We start from the raw sequence: 14,305 nt of genomic DNA, 5'->3' as shown, positions 1-14,305 counted from the left end.
GCTCCCCCCGGCGTCGACGGATCTCAGCGCTGAGGCTGGAGGCTTGGGCCAAGGCCCTCTTAGCCTCTTGGAGGCAGGTCCAGTTGAGAGCCAGCTCCTCGGCTGGGAGGGCGAGAACCCGGCTGGGGAGGCGGTGGTAGGCTTCCCCCAGCAGCCCGCCTAGGAGGAGGAGAGCTTCCCCCAGCAGGGCTGGGGTGAGGGGGCTGGCTGTCTTCGCTGCGAAGAAAACGGAACTTCTCGGCTATGGCGTTGAAGAGGACTGCCTTGTCCTCCTCCAGCATCTCCGAGAAAGCCAAGCGTTCTTCGCCTTCAGCTCCCCCGCCCTCCGCCACCTTGGGGTTTAGGACGTATTCGGCGAAGAGGTCCCTCAGCAGGGCGTCGGACTTCTCAGCCACATCCAAGCTTTCCGCCTGAGCTTCCCCCACGCCTTCTAAGCCGTGCTTTCGGAGAAGCCTCAGGAAGGGGAGGGGCGAGGTCAGCAGGCGGACTTGGTAGGTCAGCCCGCTGGGCGCCTCCACCGTGCGGACTAGGCTTTCCCGCCATTCCTTCACACTGAGCCTTCTTGCAGGCGTCTCCGCAGACATGTCCGTTCACCTGAAAACTCTTGGCGGTCAGTAGCCGGCCACGTTGTTTTTGACCTGAATCTTCACCTCATAGCCGGCGGCGGAGTCGTAGAGCACTTGGCAGGGGGCCACGACGGTGAAGGGGTCCCTTCCCGCGATGTGCGGCGCCACGTCGCTGTGGTAGACCATGCGGGGGAGGTCGATGAGCAGCTCAGCGCTGCCCGCGGTCTTGACGAAGCTGAGGGAAGCCGCCACCTCCGTCCCCGCCAGCAGGCGGTCGTAGTCCGCGGAGTCCTCGAAGGCCAGCTCCATCTGCACCTCCACCTCCCGCCGGCCCACGAGGATGCGGCGTAGATGCTTGTCGCCGTGGGCGTACATGTCGTCGACGGGCAGGTTGTTGCCTACCGTCAGCCTGAAGGCTTTGAGGACGCTGGACTTGTCGGCACCGCCCAGTGTCAGGGTGGCTTCGTGGAAGACGAAGGGCGCCAGCGGGGAGAGGGAAACCGACGGAGTGAAGGCTGTGTCTTTTTCTTCCTTTGCTGCCACGATTTCCACGGAGCCGGTGAGCACGTCGAGGGCGGATTCGAGGGTCAGCCGCTCCACCAGGCAGCCGCTGAGTTTTCGGAAGAAGCCGTAGGTCTCCTGCTCCGGGTTGATGATGGCGGTGAAGCTTTTCACGGTGTCCGCCGGGGTGAAGTCGTGGGTGTAGGGTCCTGCCCCGCTGGTAGTCACACTGCCCAGCGCCCACTTGAACAGGTGGGCCACGTTCTCCGGCTCCACGGCAAAGTCGATGGGCCCTCGGGCTAGGGCCTTGCCGAACACGTATTTGCGGGTGTCCCGGCTGTACACGGTTTCGACGGGGATGACGCCGACGTCGAAAACCACAGCCTCCCGGCGGATGTCGATGTACTTGTCAGGGGTCACCGGCGAGCCGAAGGTGGTTTCTTCGCCTACTACTATGTATCTTTCAGCCATTTGCCTGTTTCACCTCCTTTTAGAGCTGTGTTTTCCTAGCCGTGAGGGTGATGAGGGCGCCCACTAGGGCGTAGGAGCCTGAGGCCATGGTCTCTGAGGCGATGTTGACGATGCGGCAGTCGTCCACCAGCCCGTCCAGCGTGGGGTTAGCGTCCAGCACCCGGTCGATGTCCTCCACCAGGTCCATCACCGACTTCTCCGCCGTGTCCTCCCGGTAGGACTGGTCCACCACCCTGATCTCAAAATCCATCTGGTACCGCTCCTTCCGGGCTGTCTCGGTTTCGACGGGACCCCCCGCCCAGCGGACGCTGACCCACGGGTAGCCGGCCTTCGCCTCCGGGGGGGATGCCGAAGTAATACTTTTTCACCTTAGCCGGCTCCGAGAGGGCGGCGTCCGCCTTCAGCAGGTCGATGATTTTCTGCACAATCTCCTTGTACATGATGTCTCCCGTCCACTGGAAAAGAACTGTTTAGTATGTTCGAAAGGAAATTTTCATCCGACCATGCGGAAGATGTCAACGCTTCTTCATCAACTGGAGTAGCAGCTGCCGGAGCTTGGGTCTCACAGCCTGCTCCGTCGCCCTGACGAAGAAACGCCCCGGAAACCCTGGCCACCGGGCCCGGCGGGCGAACACCGGCCGGCCGTCGACTTCAAAGGCAAGAACCTTCCCCCGCTTGGGGAGAATTACCCGCGGCTTGGCTCCTCGTTCCACCGCGTGCCAGTAGGGCACCGCGGGGCTGACGGCAACCCTACCTCCCTCCACCGCCCTGACGCCTATCGACCGCCTCAGGGCGCCTGTTCGCACGGGAGCCTTCCGCTTCATCTCCTCCACCGTCAGCCGGGCGCCTTGCCGGAGAAACTCAGCCTGAACCCTGTCGGAGTGTTCTTTCAAGGCCTCCAGCAGGCGGCGGGCTGCGGAGGCATCAACCTTGACGGTGGCCATCTTCAGCCTTCAGCCGTCTAAGTTTTTTCGAATCCTACTTGGCGGTAGGTTTGGGTGATGTAGGCTTCCAAAGCCTTCTCAGCCCGCTGGCGGAATGCGCCGCCGGCCTCCGGGGGGCCTCGGTCTTCGCGGTAGAGCGCTGCGGCTAGGTCGGCGCTGATGTCTTGGATGAGCTGAGGCGGCGAAGCCAGAGGTACGTCCGTGTAGGCTTGGAGGACGTTGTCGATGATGGCGTCCGCCGCGGCGATCTTGTTGGTCAGCACCGTGTCCTGGGTGGTGTCCGCTGGGTCGATGCCCAAGCGCTCTTTGACAGCGTTCAGAGTTGAATAGCCCATGAGTTCACCTCGAGTGGACGGGGAAAGAAAAAAAATAGGGGAGGGAGGTTGAAGGCGGTCCGGCTAGCACTTTCTGCCTTTGGATTTAGCGGAGCCTTTAGCCTTGGTTTTCTTAGCTTTTTTCTTAGCCAGAATTTTTCACCCGGCTGGGTAATATATCCGCGGGTTGTGCTTAAAGATTTTTTCCCTCGGGGAGGTCATTTCATCTTCACCTCCACCGGGCGGTTTTCTTCGTTCTTCTCGCCGCCGTCCCAGAAGTGAACCCTCCAACTTCTCCGACTCCGGTCCTCAGGGTTTCGGATTTTCTGCATAGCCCTAGAGCCGTAGCTGAGGCTGTCGACGGCGGGGTCGTAGGCGGCCATGAGGGACCCGTCGGGCTTGGTGAGCATGCAGTCGCAGATGTAAAGGCGGTCGCCTCGCTGGTAGTAGCGGGTTCCACACCGGGGGCAGACGCCGGTTTTAACCTTCAACCTAACTCACGTGATTTTTGGAAGCGATAAAAAAAGGGGCGGTTGCTTTTTCACGGGAAAAGAACCGCCGGAAGAAAACGGGTGGTTTAGGCTTAGGCTCCTGTGATCTTGCCTATGGCGTTCGCCTGCATCGTCGCGTACTTCCACCGGGCTGTCAGCACGGCTCCGGCCAGGTCCTTAATCGGGTCTTCGTAGTTTTCCACGGTGATGTCCCTTCGGATAAACAGAGCTCCCGCGTGCTCCGCGTCGACGACCAGGGCGGTGCCGCTGGTGATCTTGGTGGTCACCCGGAGGTTGAGGCCTAAGATGGTCTCCAAGCGGCCTGTGGGCGCCACGGCGATGCCGCCCCAAGAGTGAGCCTGCTTCACGCTGGAGTCCTTGAGGAGGTCGGCGTACTGGTCGGGGTGCACCACCAAGTAGCCTCGGCCGGTTTGGATGTAGTCTTGGAGGAAGTTGTCGGCTTGGATGAGGTTGATCATGCCCACGATGTCGTCGTAGGCCAGCGTCCCAGCTGTGGCTGCAGCCGCGGAGTTCCCTGCGTCAGCGATCATCTGGGCGATGATCCGCTCTGTTTCCACCTCGGCCATGGCTCGGCCGGCTTCGCGGAGCTGGAACTCCACGACATCCCACGCGGCGTCTTCGATCATCTCCCGGCTGATGGGCACGGCTACCCCGGACTTTTCAGGGGTCAGGGTCACCGAGTCGAAAGCTCCCACGTTCACAGGGATGTCAGCGCCCTCCGCCACCGGGTAGCGGGCTGAGACCAAGGTCTTATGCCGGGGCACCTTCAGGGACGGGTCTTCCTTGACGAAGACCGCGCAGAGCTCCCGGCCGATGAGCCGGGGCTTGGCCGCCTCCCAGACGATGTCCAGAACCTTGGCCGTGGCCTGCGACTGGTCGCTTAGGAGGACCTCGCGGAGATGTCGGTCTTTAAGCATGGCTTCGGTGCGCTGGTGGAGGACCCGCTGGGCTTCGTGGAGGGTCCGCCCTGAAAGCAGGGGAGTCTGAAGTTTTTCCTCCAGCCTTCGAACAGCCATGTCTTCCTTAGCCACCTTAACTCCTGTTTCTAGAATCTTCTGCACGGCGCTTCACCGCCTTAGAGGGCCAGCTGGACGAGGATGACGTCTCCGTCCGCGGAAGCGGCTTCCAAGGCGATGCCCAGCTTCTTCTGGTAGTAGACAGTGTAGGTGGCGGTGCCTCCTTCGTCCACCGGCTGGTCGGCGAGGGCTTTCACCTTCTGGGACCCCGCCGGCTGAACGGCTTCCCCCCGGCTGATGGCCGCGGCGGCCGTCAGGTAGACGGCTCCGGAAACCATGACGGGCACGGGGTCTCCGTCGGCGCTGGCGGCCTTCAGGGCCACGCCTACGGGGTCGTCTCCGTCGGAGGCTGCGACAACCTTGCCGTCGGCGGCGCCGGTTTTGACAGGTTCTCCTTTGGCGATGGCTCCTCCGGCTCTGAGGTCTAGCACGATGCCTAGGGTGTACACGTCGCCTTGACTGGTCATGTTTCTTTCTCCCAAACTTTTGCTCTCCCACACTAAGGCAGGGGAGTATCCCCCTCAGCCGTCAAGCTCCGGCGTAGGCCCAACCGACGCGGCTGGGCTGCCGTCATGGCTGTGACCGTGAAAAATCAGCTTCACCGCCTTGCCTTGGAAGGCAGCACGTCCCTCAGCCTAGCCCCCCAAAGGTCTGGAGTGGGCGGCTGCGCGGGTTCAGGGCCTTCCCGGAGGCCTAGGCCCAGCGGCTTCGCCCTTCCCCTGGGGCTGAGCTTTTCCCAAACTTGGACGTAGGCGCCGGGGACACCGGGCTGTTCCTCCCCCCAGAGGAGGCTCAGCTCCTCGAACATGAGCCCCTCCGGCTTCACCCCGTCGACGGGGAGGGCGGAGCGGCATCTTCCCGCCACGCTCACCTTTGTGATCAGGCCGCTTCGGATGAGCCTCCAAACAGCGGGGTCTTCGACGGCGCCCACGTATTCGATGCCTCGGCCGGGGATGTACTCCGCGTCCAGCACCCGGCCTACCTGCGGCTGAGCCTGCCCGGGGACAGCTGTCCCGGTGTGGAGGTGGTTGACGTAGATGGGTTTCCCCGCCAGCGTTCTGGCTGCCTTGGCCAGCTCCTCCTCCGGGTAGAGGTTGCGGTTGAGGCTGGAGCCGGGGGTGAGGGCGAGGCCTCGGATGCGGTTGGGCTGCCCCACCCAGTCGAGGGTGTTAGCCCACTGGAAGGCGGTGCCTTCCTCCAGCTTAGCGCGCTGGGAGCCCAAGGGCTGGGTGTCGTCGAGGCTGCGGCTGCGGAGCCAGGCGTAGTAGCGTCTTTCCCCCTCCTCGGCTCCGTAGCGGCTTAGGAAGTCGCGGTGGATTTTTTCGAAGTCAGGATGCTTAGGCATCTTCACTCCTCTCTTCTGCGGTAGACTGAAGGCCTAGGTCTTTCATCATTTCATCCTCGAGGGCGCGGCGGGTTTCATCCCTGAGGCTGAGGCGGCTGGAAAGCAGCTCCGTCCACTTCTTGAGCTTGTCCTCCAAGGTCTCCACCTCCACAGGTCCCCAGACCAGGCGGGGGACTTCGCTGTGGCCGTGCTGCCGGACCAGCGGGCGGAAAAGCTGGGCTTCGATGATGCGTTTGAACCGGCGCTGCTTCATGCGGATTTTCCGGTCGAAGGCTTGAAGCATGGCCGTGGCGGAGGCGTCTGAGACCCTCACGTCGCCGCGGAAGAGGAAGGTGATGGGGCACTCCAACCCGGCCATGATGGCGTTGGTGATGTGGTTGAAGAAGTACTCGAAGCGGCTGCGGGGGTCAATCTGGATGACTTGGGCGTCGATTCTCGTCTTCCCGGTGGTGGCGATGACGTAGTCCTCGTCCGGCTGCACGGTGCGGAGCTGCCGCTTCACCTCGTCGAAAACCGTCTTCCCCGCGTCCTGCAGCATCCAAGCCACCTTGGGGGCGGCGTAGCGTTTGATGATCTTGCCCATGTCCTGCTCGGCTTCGAGGATGGTCTGCAGGTAGGCTTCCACAGGCTTCACCATGCCTGTGCCGTAGAGGCTGCCGCGGGGCCGGTTCCAGGTGAAGTGGATGATGCGGTCCGCAGGCCACTGGGCTGTCTTCCTGCCTCGGACGGTCTGCACGTAGCCTTCCACCTGGTTGTGGTAGAGGTCGAAGCCTCCGGGGGCCTTCTTGAGGATGATGCTCTGCTCCATGCTCAGTGGGTCGAGGTAGTTGAGGCCGACGATGAGGCCGTCCTCCACCACCTTCTCCACCCACGAGTTGCCGCAGATGGCGCAGTCCAGCACCGCGTCCATGAGCAGGCCGTCGAGGTTGACCTCCTCCGCGAAGTCGTCCACCACACGCTTGGCTTCACCGACGCCCTCGGTGTGGTAGCCTGGGCCTGCGATCATCTCCGCTGTAGCGTCCACAGCCGCGGTGACCAAGCCTACGTTCTCGTAGCGTTCGAAGCAGGTTTGGAAGCTGAAGGGTGCCTTCTGCCCTCGGCCCCAGACGGAAGGGACCCCGGCGACGAGGCCTCGGGCTTTCTCCTCCAAGCCTTGGGCTTCGCTGGCGGTGAACCAGTTTTTGATTTTTCCCCACAGGGTCATCGACGGACACCCCCTATGATGGCTCCTCCTTCGCCCCTGCCGAGGGCGGCGTGGGCGGCGAGGCAGAAGGCCCAGAAGCGGTCGTCGTGGCTTCGCTCGGGGTGGCTGAAAACATAGTGGCCGTCTTTCGACATCTCATAGCGTTCCACGTTGAGCTCAGCGATGAGGTCCCGGTCGTAGGGGATGCGAACACGCCCTGAAATCATAGCCTGCTTCACCGGCACGGCTATGGCCTCTTTGCTTTCGCGGGTGAACTTGACGCCTTCCACGCTGGGGATTCCAGCCCGCTGCATTTCTTCCACGATGAAGTCGCCCACCCCGGTCATGTCAGGGCGCACCGCGGCGACGCTGCGCCACCGGTCGCACAGGGCTTTCACGTAGCCGATGACCGAGGCGTAGGGGGTCTCCAGTGGAAACCTGTGAAGGTGGACTAGGGAAATCACGTCGTCCTTTTTCTCCACCACGGCCACCACCGAGTAGTCCTGGTGCTTGCCGAAGTCGCATCCCACGTAGAACTCACCCCGGGCTTCAGCCTCGAAGGGCGTGTACTCCAGCTGCGAGTCGATGCAGCGGGCGATGAGGTCCGAGGGCAGGAAGACGTCGACGTCCTCCACGAACTCGCACTCGTACTCCCTGCGGAAGACCTCCGGCGGGTTGCGTTCCATGGCCTCGCGGATAACCGCCTCCCGGGCCACTCCCGCCTGCACCGCGTCGCGCCAGTTGATGAAGTGGTGCGTGTAGCCGCTGCCGGGCTGGCAGATGCGGTGGAAGAAGCCCTTGGTGGTCCATGGGGTGGAGCTGACTATCAGCCAGCCGTCGGTGGTGGTCAGCATGGGGTAAACGGTGCCGTAGAAGATGGCCTCAGGGTTTTGGAAGAAATCCGCCTCATCGACGAGGACCATGTGAGCCGTGAAGCCGCGGAGCGTGTTTGGGTTTGCGGGCAGTGCGAGGATGCGGCTGCCCCGCCAGAGGTAGAGGGTCGTTCTCAAGGTTTTCTCCACCAAGTTCTTCCTGGCATCTTGGGGCAGCCTTTCGACGAGGCCGGCGACAATATCCCTCAAGTTTATCGACTGCCTGAGAGACGGAGAGATGATAAGGGTGGTGGTTTGAGGGTGGAAGATGGCGAACCACAAGGCTTTGACGGCGAGGCAGGTGGACTTTCCGCTCTGCCGGCTCCACTTCAACACCTGCCGCTTGCTCATGTCGGTGAGGAACCTGGCCTGGTAGGCTGTGGGCCTAAGCCTGAGCAGCCACCCCGCGAAGAAGCTTGGATCTCTCCTCGCCCTTAGCCAAGCCTCTTCGACGCTCACGGGGAACACTCTTCAGAGCCTCCTCGATCAGCGCTTGAATAAAGCTGCTCCGGCTGATGGGGCCGCGAACCTGGTCGATGGCTTTGACCAGAAGGCTGTCGAGCGTTAAATTAACCCTCGTCTTTCCGCCCAAAACCATGCCACCATATGCCACTATCGCGCATTGTTCTCGGATGCGGATGTCAGCTCCCTGAGACGGGTGAAGAGAGTGTCCTTGAAGCCTTCCATGTCTTTTCTCTTCAGCCGGCCTCGCCGAGTTACGGCCAGTTGCTCCACAGCTTGGTAGAGTATTCGGGTTATAGTCGCCTTGGCGTTGAAGGCCTCAGCGAGCTCCCGGAGGTCTTTGGCGCCTTCCACATAGCGGTCAACAGTGCGGATGTCGATGATGGACTTAACAACCTCGTCGACCACCATATCGTCGAAGGCAGGGTCGTAGCAGCCCGTCTGCCGGAGGGCTTCGACCAGTCGGGTTTTGATGGATTTGAACGCCGGATGTTTCACCGTCGCCCGCCGGAGCTTGAGGGGAACCGACGGCTCCGCCCACGGCCGGGGCTGGGGGTGCTGCTGGAGGCCGAAGTACCAGCCTACCACCAGGCCGACGGCCACGGAGAGGACTTCGATGCCGGGAACCTGAGCCCAGAGGAGGAGGATGTACCCTGCGACGAGGGTGAGGGCGATGATGCCCCTCCAGTCATGCTCGTACAAGGCGAAGTCCTTTAACGTCAACCTGAGACTTTTCCCCGGGCTTGACATAGACGTAGACCACCTTGTAGGCGACTCCGGCCTTGAGGATGCGGAGGGGCCTCTTCCGCGGCTTCCGGGTGAGGATGCGCAGCTTCTGGATGACGCCGATGGGGATGCTGAGGAACCGGTAGCCGTAGAAGGTTTCCTCGCTGACGAGGATGAGGTAGTCGCCTCGGACCCCGTACACCCGGCCTGAGCACAGGATGGTGGTGTGGTAGTCGCGTTCGATGTCCTCCGGAGTCGCGTCCCGCATCTCGCAGGCGTCGCTCCACGTGACCTCCACGTAGTGGTCCGGCTGAAGCCTAGCCAGCCTGTCCAAGACTTCCCTCGAAGGATACTGCGGCACTCCCCGTCTTCACCCTCCTCAAACCTACATAGCGCTTAAAGTCCACAGCGCCCACGAATTTGGGCAGGACCAAATAGGCGGAGTAGGCGACGGTGCAGCGGCGGTTCACCTTGAAATAGAGAGGGTAGGCTTGGGCTCCGTGGCGCATGGCCAAGATGTCCAGCAGCGTCCGCTGGATCTGGAAAGCGTACTCCCCCAGGTCTTGGATGCTCAGCGGCCGCCCGGCTTCGCCGCCCAAATAAAAATCCTGCAGGTAAAGCCTACGGAGGTCAGCGTTGCTCATCCGCCGGAAGTTGAACAGCAGCCCGTCGGTGACCGCCATCACCAAAGCCCTCCGAATGGGGTGGACGGTGAAGAACCGCTGCAGCAGCCGGGCGGGGATGCCGAAGGCGTCGAAGTCCACGAAGGTCACCGGCTCCTCGGGGGACAGCCCACCTCGCTCCAGCCATCGGAGGTTGTCCGCCCGGACCAGCTTCACCCTCTCACCGAACTCCGCCAAGTTCCGCTTCAACACCGCAAAATATTCAGGGTTCTTCTCCACGCAGATGAGCCGCTCACAGCCTTCCCGGGCGTAGAGCCAGCTGAGGAAGCCCTTCCCCGCGTAGAGGTCCACCACCGTCCGCTGGGGCCAGAGCCGGTAGGCTTGAAGACGGAGGGCTATCTTCTCCTCGTCCGCCTCCACAGCCACGGGCCCGGCGGCGCCCTGGTAGGCGGGGCCTTGGAAAAGCCTGTGGGGGAGACCCCACCGGCCTTTGGGCCGGGCTGTCAGAGGAGGCGCTCCAGGCTGGGGTTGACGTAGTGGGGGTTTCGCAGCACCTCCCCCCTCCGGATGTCCAGCAGCGGGTAGTCGGCTAGGGCCACCAGCTCCGCCTTCTCCCGGTCGTGGTAGGCTTCCTTGAACAGCCTCTCCGCCTCCCGGCGGAGGTGGCGGAGGTAGAGGTTCCGATGACTTCCCAGAAGCCGTCACCTCGGAGAAAACCCTGAAGGCCGGGTGAGAAAGGAAGCTGGCTTAGGCGGAAGGCCGCCCCATGCCCCGCCGGCCCCAAGGCCTGCGGGTTCCAGCGGCTGGGTTTCCGGTGCACCCGACCCTTTTCAGCAACCTCCCTAGGGCATGGGTGGGCTTTTAGGGTTTTCGACACAGCCCTGTGAAGGGTGGGGAAGTCGGGGGCTGGGGGAATTTGCCTCCGCTAGCGAGAAGCCCCCTTGGGAAAACGGGAGGGGTGTGAGGATATGAGGGGGATTTACATGGACGTGTGGAAGGAGGCGTGGAGGCGGGGTGTTCTCCCTCAGGGGTTCCCAGCTAGCTGAAATTGGATGATGACCCTGCTGCCTTCCCTCCAAGCCACAGCCGGCCTGCCCAAGAGGTCCTCCAGCTCCGGGGCCATCTTCTGAGGGAAGTTCAAGACGAGCTTCCAGTATTTCTTCCGGCCTCTCTTCACCCGGCTGGTGCTGCTCCACCGGGTGATCCTCACAGGGTAGCCCTTGGGGACAGGCATGGAAGGGACCCCTCAGAGTTCTAGCGTCCTTCCGCTAGATAGCCTTGAGAGGAAGGTGAAACTAAGCCGCGCGGAGGCTGAAATAAAAGATAATAAGAGGCTGGTGAGAATAGACTGCTGAGGGTGCCAGTTTTTGAGCCTAAAACGCGTGGGGACAGGTATCCCCGGCCTCGACCTCCTCATCGGAGGCGGCTTCCCCCGAGGCAGCCTCATCCTCCTGGCGGGAAACCCGGGGACGGGAAAGACCATCTTCTCAGCCCGCTTCCTCCACTCCGGCGCCGCGGACCACGGGGAGAACGGCCTCTACGTCAGCTTCGCCGAGAGCCGGGAGAGCTTCTACGCGCACATGCGAAGTTTCGGCTTCGACTTCCAGAAGCTGGAGGCGGAGGGGAAGTTCAAGTTTCTCGACGCGCTCACCGTCAGGGAGGAAGGGGTCTCCACGCTGCTGGAGGAGATACTGGACCAGGTGTATTCGCTGAAGGCTCGAAGGCTGGTGATGGACTCCTTCACGGCTTTGGTTCAGGCCTTCAAGAACCGCATCGACGCTCGAATAATCCTTCACACCGTGCTGGGGAAGATCGTCCGCCAAATCGGATGTACCACCCTCATGGTGGTGGAGATCCCCCTAGGCGAGGAAAGACTGGGCTTGGGGGTGGAGGAGTTTGTAGCTGACGCAACCTTGAAGCTGAACAGACGCGAACACAACGACCGGCTGGTGAGGGAGATAGAAGTGCTGAAGTTCAGGGGAGCGGAAATAACCCAGCACCGGATTCCCTTCACCCTGAAGGAAGGCTTTCAAGTGTTCCCCCCACTGACCCTCCGGCCTGTGGAGGAACCGGTGAAGTTTGAGGTTATACCCTCCACCCAAACCCACCTGTCCACAGGCATCCCAGACATGGACAAGGCGCTGGGCGGAGGGATAAGGAAAGGCACCTACAACCTCGTCGAAGTCGGGCGGGATGTGGCCTTTCCGCTCATCCGCCTCGTGCGGCCTACCGTCTGCAACTTCACCAACCAAGGCCACGGAGTCCTCATCCTCCCACCCCGAGGGCTGAGCGCCCCCCGAATAAAAACCCGGCTGGTGCCTCCCTTGGAGGAGGAAACCTTCCAGCAGCTGGTGAGGGTGGCGGACTTCGGCGACGATGTCGAAGACCCCTACATCCTGAAGTTGAAGGGCGAGTCCATCGAGGAGGATATAGAAACCTTCTGGAACGGAGCCTCCCAGCTCAGGGAGCAAACCGGGAAGCCGGTGTTGTCGGTGGTGGGTTTCGACTCTCTCGAGTACATCTACGGCCGGGAGGAGGGACTGAAGATTCTCGGCCAAGACATCACGCTAGTCAGAAACCTTGAAGACGTGAGGGTGAACGTCATCAGACCCACCATCGCCCTAGCGGAGCAGCTGAGAGCCGTATCCGACCTTTACTTCAAAGTCGACGAGATCGACGGAGCCCTCTTCATGTACGGGGTCAAGCCAAAGACGCCTCTCTACTACTTCCAAGTGGTCACCCGGGAAGGCATCTCCGGGGTGAAGCTGACACCCATGATATAGTCTGGGAGATGAAGGGTTTGTCTGAGCACAGACCAGTGGAAAGGAGGAGGGAAACTGAATTCCGACGGCTTCTGCTGGAGGTCGTGGACGAAGGCCTAGTCGCCGTGGTGGGAAAGCCCCCCGCCCAAGCCATCTACTACCATCTGGAGAGAGACCTCCACCTCAGAAGAAGGGATATTCCCCGAAAGCCCGAAGCCTTCGCCCAAGGGCTGGAAAGGCTGTTCGGCCTCGGAGCTCCAGTCCTCCTGAGAGCCATCCTCAGAAAGCTCTACCGGAGGATGGGGCTGAACTTCGAGGAAAAAGAAGGCTATGCCTTCGCCGACTACGTACAGCAAGCCCGGGGCCTCTGGACTCAAACCGCCTACCTCCCATTTCCAGCCCCTCCGAGGGACCGGGAGGCGAAGATGGAGAAGGCGGGAATCCTAGAGTTTGTCAAGAAGATGAAGCCCACCGACCACGTGGCCCTCTTCTACACAGACCCCGAAGACAAGCACCGCGTCCTCTTCACCTACCTGAAAGCCGGGCTGGAGGAGGAGGAAGCCGCCGCCTACGTGGCCGGCCAAGAGGCCTGCGACCAGGTCAGGCGGGCTATGGAGAAGTTCGGAATCGACGTGGAGAGACACAAGAGAAAAGGCGCATTGAAGGTCATCCCCTACCAAGAATGGTACATCATCGACGGAAAGTTCGACATGGCCAAAACCCTGAGGCTGTGGAAGAAGCTGCTGGAGGAGGCGAAAGCCCGGGGCTTCCAAGGCCTCCGGGTCGCCGGGGAGATGGCCTGCTTCTTCAACCACGGAATGGTCAAAGAGCTGGTAGCCTACGAGCGCGCCCTCCATCGGACCTTGGAAATCCCCCTGACGGCCATCTGCGCCTACGACTCGGAGGTAGTGGCCAGAGAAGGGAAACCCAAGCTGCTTCCAGCCCTCCTCAAAGCCCACTCCACCGCCATCATCCTAGGCCCCAAAACCGGCCTAGTCAAATCCGAGTAAAACCCAGCTTCTTCTCAGCCTCTTCGAGCGCCACGTACTCTCCCTTCCGAACCTTCTCAAGCATCCCCCTGATGCTTCTAACCTCCCTGTAGACCATCTCCAACGTGACAGATTCGCCCACCCAGAACACTCCAAGTAGGTTTGCTTCAACACCAGCTTAAACCTTTCATAAACGTTAAAATCGAAGAGGCAGCCTCCCAATAAAAGGGAACGCGGCTTTAAAGGTGAACTACAACCCGGAAGAAGACAGCCTGTACATCGTGGCCAGAGACAGCCGAGTCTTCGACAGCAAGGAGAACGACGAAGACATCCGACTGGAATACGGCAGGGACGGCGAGGTTGCGGGAATCGAAATCATAAACACCCGAAGAAACCTAGCCAAAGCCTTGGCCCAAGAAATAGCCAGAGAAATAAAAGCCGCAGCCGCTAACAGCCTCCTGAATCGCTTGCAGACATCACCGGAGAAAACAGAACAATAACATATGAACAAGATTAACGCTTTGAATGCTGATCGAGATGGATTCTGTGGTCTTAAACCGCGAGCAGACGGAGCTTCTGGTTCGGACAAAAAACCTGCTCGAGGAACTTATCGAGACACTGGACATCCTAGCCAACCGTGAGATGGTGAAGGCCATTCGGAGGGGGGAGGCCGACCTTAAAGCCGGGCGGACGAGAAGCTACGAAGAATTCGTCGAGGAGCTCAGAAAGTCCGACGAAATATAGGCTGCTCTCCACGAAGAGTTTTGAAAGAGACTTCCGAAAACTAAGCCTAGAATCCAAGCGGAGAACTGACCGGAAAATCCGCCAGCTGCAAGAAAACCCACACCTAGGCAAACCCCTCCACGGAGACCTAAAAGGGAGATACAGCTTGACAATCGGAAACTACAACGTCATATACGCCGTCGACGAAGAGACCAAAACCATAACCCTCATAGCCGTCGGGCATAGGAAGAAAATCTACAAGCCATAAACCGCCAACCAGACCCCTGAATTCACGG

At 61.1% G+C, this 14,305-nt stretch carries 23 protein-coding genes; 5 read left to right on the top strand and 18 right to left on the bottom strand.

All coding sequences use genetic code 11. The features are described from left to right. Positions 1-59: 59 nt before the first annotated feature. The 17 genes from BWM17_RS02510 to BWM17_RS02430 all read right to left on the bottom strand — a co-directional run bounded on the left by BWM17_RS02510 (position 60) and on the right by BWM17_RS02430 (position 10,769). Positions 60-584: a hypothetical protein gene (locus BWM17_RS02510; RefSeq protein WP_309492315.1), complete on the bottom strand. Its 525-nt coding sequence runs from the start codon at positions 582-584 to the stop codon at positions 60-62. A gap of 27 nt (positions 585-611) precedes the next feature. Further along, the gene (locus BWM17_RS02505) at positions 612-1,538 is read right to left on the bottom strand and encodes a phage tail tube protein (RefSeq protein ID WP_309492314.1); all 927 of its coding nucleotides are present in this window, start codon (positions 1,536-1,538) and stop codon (positions 612-614) included. A gap of 19 nt (positions 1,539-1,557) precedes the next feature. After that, complete coding sequence (locus tag BWM17_RS02500; protein WP_309492313.1) at positions 1,558-1,788, bottom strand: hypothetical protein; 231 nt, start codon at positions 1,786-1,788, stop codon at positions 1,558-1,560. Continuing rightward, positions 1,778-1,978, bottom strand: a complete 201-nt coding sequence (locus BWM17_RS02495) for a hypothetical protein (RefSeq protein ID WP_309492312.1) — start codon at positions 1,976-1,978, stop codon at positions 1,778-1,780. The genes BWM17_RS02500 and BWM17_RS02495 overlap by 11 nt, the downstream gene beginning before the upstream one ends. 75 nt (positions 1,979-2,053) lie before the next feature. Then, on the bottom strand, positions 2,054-2,482 hold the full coding sequence (locus tag BWM17_RS02490; RefSeq protein ID WP_309492311.1) for an HK97 gp10 family phage protein: 429 nt from the start codon (positions 2,480-2,482) through the stop codon (positions 2,054-2,056). Positions 2,483-2,499: 17 nt separating this feature from the next. After that, entirely contained in the window at positions 2,500-2,817 is a 318-nt protein-coding gene (locus BWM17_RS02485) for a phage protein Gp36 family protein (RefSeq protein WP_309492310.1), read from the bottom strand. Positions 2,818-3,014: 197 nt separating this feature from the next. Continuing rightward, on the bottom strand, positions 3,015-3,287 hold the full coding sequence (locus BWM17_RS02480) for a hypothetical protein (RefSeq protein ID WP_309492309.1): 273 nt from the start codon (positions 3,285-3,287) through the stop codon (positions 3,015-3,017). A gap of 92 nt (positions 3,288-3,379) precedes the next feature. Then, positions 3,380-4,369: a phage major capsid protein gene (locus BWM17_RS02475; RefSeq protein WP_309492307.1), complete on the bottom strand. Its 990-nt coding sequence runs from the start codon at positions 4,367-4,369 to the stop codon at positions 3,380-3,382. Positions 4,370-4,383: 14 nt separating this feature from the next. Further along, positions 4,384-4,806 carry a capsid cement protein gene (locus tag BWM17_RS02470; protein WP_309492306.1) on the bottom strand — a complete coding sequence of 141 codons (423 nt, stop codon included), beginning with the start codon at positions 4,804-4,806 and terminating at the stop codon, positions 4,384-4,386. A gap of 116 nt (positions 4,807-4,922) precedes the next feature. Continuing rightward, positions 4,923-5,669 carry a hypothetical protein gene (locus BWM17_RS02465; protein WP_309492305.1) on the bottom strand — a complete coding sequence of 249 codons (747 nt, stop codon included), beginning with the start codon at positions 5,667-5,669 and terminating at the stop codon, positions 4,923-4,925. Beyond that, positions 5,662-6,873 (bottom strand): hypothetical protein, encoded by a 1,212-nt coding sequence (locus BWM17_RS02460; protein ID WP_309492304.1) that lies wholly within the window; start codon positions 6,871-6,873, stop codon positions 5,662-5,664. The genes BWM17_RS02465 and BWM17_RS02460 overlap by 8 nt, the downstream gene beginning before the upstream one ends. Next, positions 6,870-8,183, bottom strand: a complete 1,314-nt coding sequence (locus BWM17_RS02455; RefSeq protein WP_309492303.1) for a terminase large subunit domain-containing protein — start codon at positions 8,181-8,183, stop codon at positions 6,870-6,872. Before BWM17_RS02455 ends, BWM17_RS02460 begins: the two co-directional genes overlap by 4 nt. Then, positions 8,110-8,316: a hypothetical protein gene (locus BWM17_RS02450; RefSeq protein ID WP_309492302.1), complete on the bottom strand. Its 207-nt coding sequence runs from the start codon at positions 8,314-8,316 to the stop codon at positions 8,110-8,112. Before BWM17_RS02450 ends, BWM17_RS02455 begins: the two co-directional genes overlap by 74 nt. 20 nt (positions 8,317-8,336) lie before the next feature. After that, positions 8,337-8,909 (bottom strand): hypothetical protein, encoded by a 573-nt coding sequence (locus BWM17_RS02445; RefSeq protein WP_309492301.1) that lies wholly within the window; start codon positions 8,907-8,909, stop codon positions 8,337-8,339. After that, positions 8,875-9,273: a hypothetical protein gene (locus BWM17_RS02440; protein ID WP_309492300.1), complete on the bottom strand. Its 399-nt coding sequence runs from the start codon at positions 9,271-9,273 to the stop codon at positions 8,875-8,877. Before BWM17_RS02440 ends, BWM17_RS02445 begins: the two co-directional genes overlap by 35 nt. Further along, positions 9,230-10,240, bottom strand: a complete 1,011-nt coding sequence (locus tag BWM17_RS02435; protein WP_309492299.1) for an RsmD family RNA methyltransferase — start codon at positions 10,238-10,240, stop codon at positions 9,230-9,232. Before BWM17_RS02435 ends, BWM17_RS02440 begins: the two co-directional genes overlap by 44 nt. A 319-nt stretch (positions 10,241-10,559) precedes the next feature. Then, positions 10,560-10,769, bottom strand: a complete 210-nt coding sequence (locus BWM17_RS02430; RefSeq protein WP_309492298.1) for a hypothetical protein — start codon at positions 10,767-10,769, stop codon at positions 10,560-10,562. Positions 10,770-10,902: 133 nt separating this feature from the next. On the opposite strand from BWM17_RS02430, the gene BWM17_RS02425 reads away from it, so the two are divergent. Both BWM17_RS02425 and BWM17_RS02420 read left to right on the top strand, forming a co-directional pair. Then, positions 10,903-12,318 (top strand): ATPase domain-containing protein, encoded by a 1,416-nt coding sequence (locus tag BWM17_RS02425; RefSeq protein ID WP_309492297.1) that lies wholly within the window; start codon positions 10,903-10,905, stop codon positions 12,316-12,318. A gap of 17 nt (positions 12,319-12,335) precedes the next feature. Beyond that, positions 12,336-13,307 (top strand): MEDS domain-containing protein, encoded by a 972-nt coding sequence (locus BWM17_RS02420; RefSeq protein WP_309492295.1) that lies wholly within the window; start codon positions 12,336-12,338, stop codon positions 13,305-13,307. Here the strand turns inward: BWM17_RS02420 and BWM17_RS02415 are convergent. Beyond that, the gene (locus tag BWM17_RS02415) at positions 13,294-13,428 is read right to left on the bottom strand and encodes a hypothetical protein (RefSeq protein WP_309492294.1); all 135 of its coding nucleotides are present in this window, start codon (positions 13,426-13,428) and stop codon (positions 13,294-13,296) included. The genes BWM17_RS02420 and BWM17_RS02415 overlap by 14 nt on opposite strands. Before the next feature lie 103 nt (positions 13,429-13,531). Between BWM17_RS02415 and BWM17_RS02410 the strand changes: the two genes are divergently transcribed. Genes BWM17_RS02410 through BWM17_RS02400 form a run of 3 tightly spaced genes read left to right on the top strand, consistent with a single transcriptional unit; the run spans position 13,532 to position 14,277 of the window. Next, on the top strand, positions 13,532-13,786 hold the full coding sequence (locus BWM17_RS02410) for a DUF2283 domain-containing protein (RefSeq protein ID WP_309492293.1): 255 nt from the start codon (positions 13,532-13,534) through the stop codon (positions 13,784-13,786). 25 nt (positions 13,787-13,811) lie between these two features. Next, complete coding sequence (locus BWM17_RS02405) at positions 13,812-14,030, top strand: hypothetical protein (RefSeq protein WP_309492292.1); 219 nt, start codon at positions 13,812-13,814, stop codon at positions 14,028-14,030. Position 14,031: 1 nt separating this feature from the next. Then, a complete protein-coding gene (locus BWM17_RS02400) occupies positions 14,032-14,277 on the top strand; it encodes a type II toxin-antitoxin system RelE/ParE family toxin (RefSeq protein ID WP_309492391.1) in 246 nt (81 codons plus the stop codon). Positions 14,278-14,305: the final 28 nt, after the last annotated feature.

The sequence above is a fragment of the Candidatus Hecatella orcuttiae genome (assembly GCF_002009985.1).
GTDB classification, from domain to species: domain Archaea; phylum Thermoproteota; class Bathyarchaeia; order Hecatellales; family Hecatellaceae; genus Hecatella; species Hecatella orcuttiae.
The sequence above is the reverse complement of the archived record's forward strand: the minus strand, read 5'-3'. Positions and strand labels throughout refer to the sequence as shown.

Coding starts and splice junctions, on each gene's coding strand:
- BWM17_RS02510 (WP_309492315.1), bottom strand. CDS start 584: ATGTCTGCGGAGACGCCTGCAAGAAGGCTCAGTGTGAAGGAATGGCGG.
- BWM17_RS02505 (WP_309492314.1), bottom strand. CDS start 1,538: ATGGCTGAAAGATACATAGTAGTAGGCGAAGAAACCACCTTCGGCTCG.
- BWM17_RS02500 (WP_309492313.1), bottom strand. CDS start 1,788: ATGGATTTTGAGATCAGGGTGGTGGACCAGTCCTACCGGGAGGACACG.
- BWM17_RS02495 (WP_309492312.1), bottom strand. CDS start 1,978: ATGTACAAGGAGATTGTGCAGAAAATCATCGACCTGCTGAAGGCGGAC.
- BWM17_RS02490 (WP_309492311.1), bottom strand. CDS start 2,482: ATGGCCACCGTCAAGGTTGATGCCTCCGCAGCCCGCCGCCTGCTGGAG.
- BWM17_RS02485 (WP_309492310.1), bottom strand. CDS start 2,817: ATGGGCTATTCAACTCTGAACGCTGTCAAAGAGCGCTTGGGCATCGAC.
- BWM17_RS02465 (WP_309492305.1), bottom strand. CDS start 5,669: ATGCCTAAGCATCCTGACTTCGAAAAAATCCACCGCGACTTCCTAAGC.
- BWM17_RS02460 (WP_309492304.1), bottom strand. CDS start 6,873: ATGACCCTGTGGGGAAAAATCAAAAACTGGTTCACCGCCAGCGAAGCC.
- BWM17_RS02430 (WP_309492298.1), bottom strand. CDS start 10,769: ATGCCTGTCCCCAAGGGCTACCCTGTGAGGATCACCCGGTGGAGCAGC.
- BWM17_RS02405 (WP_309492292.1), top strand. CDS start 13,812: ATGCTGATCGAGATGGATTCTGTGGTCTTAAACCGCGAGCAGACGGAG.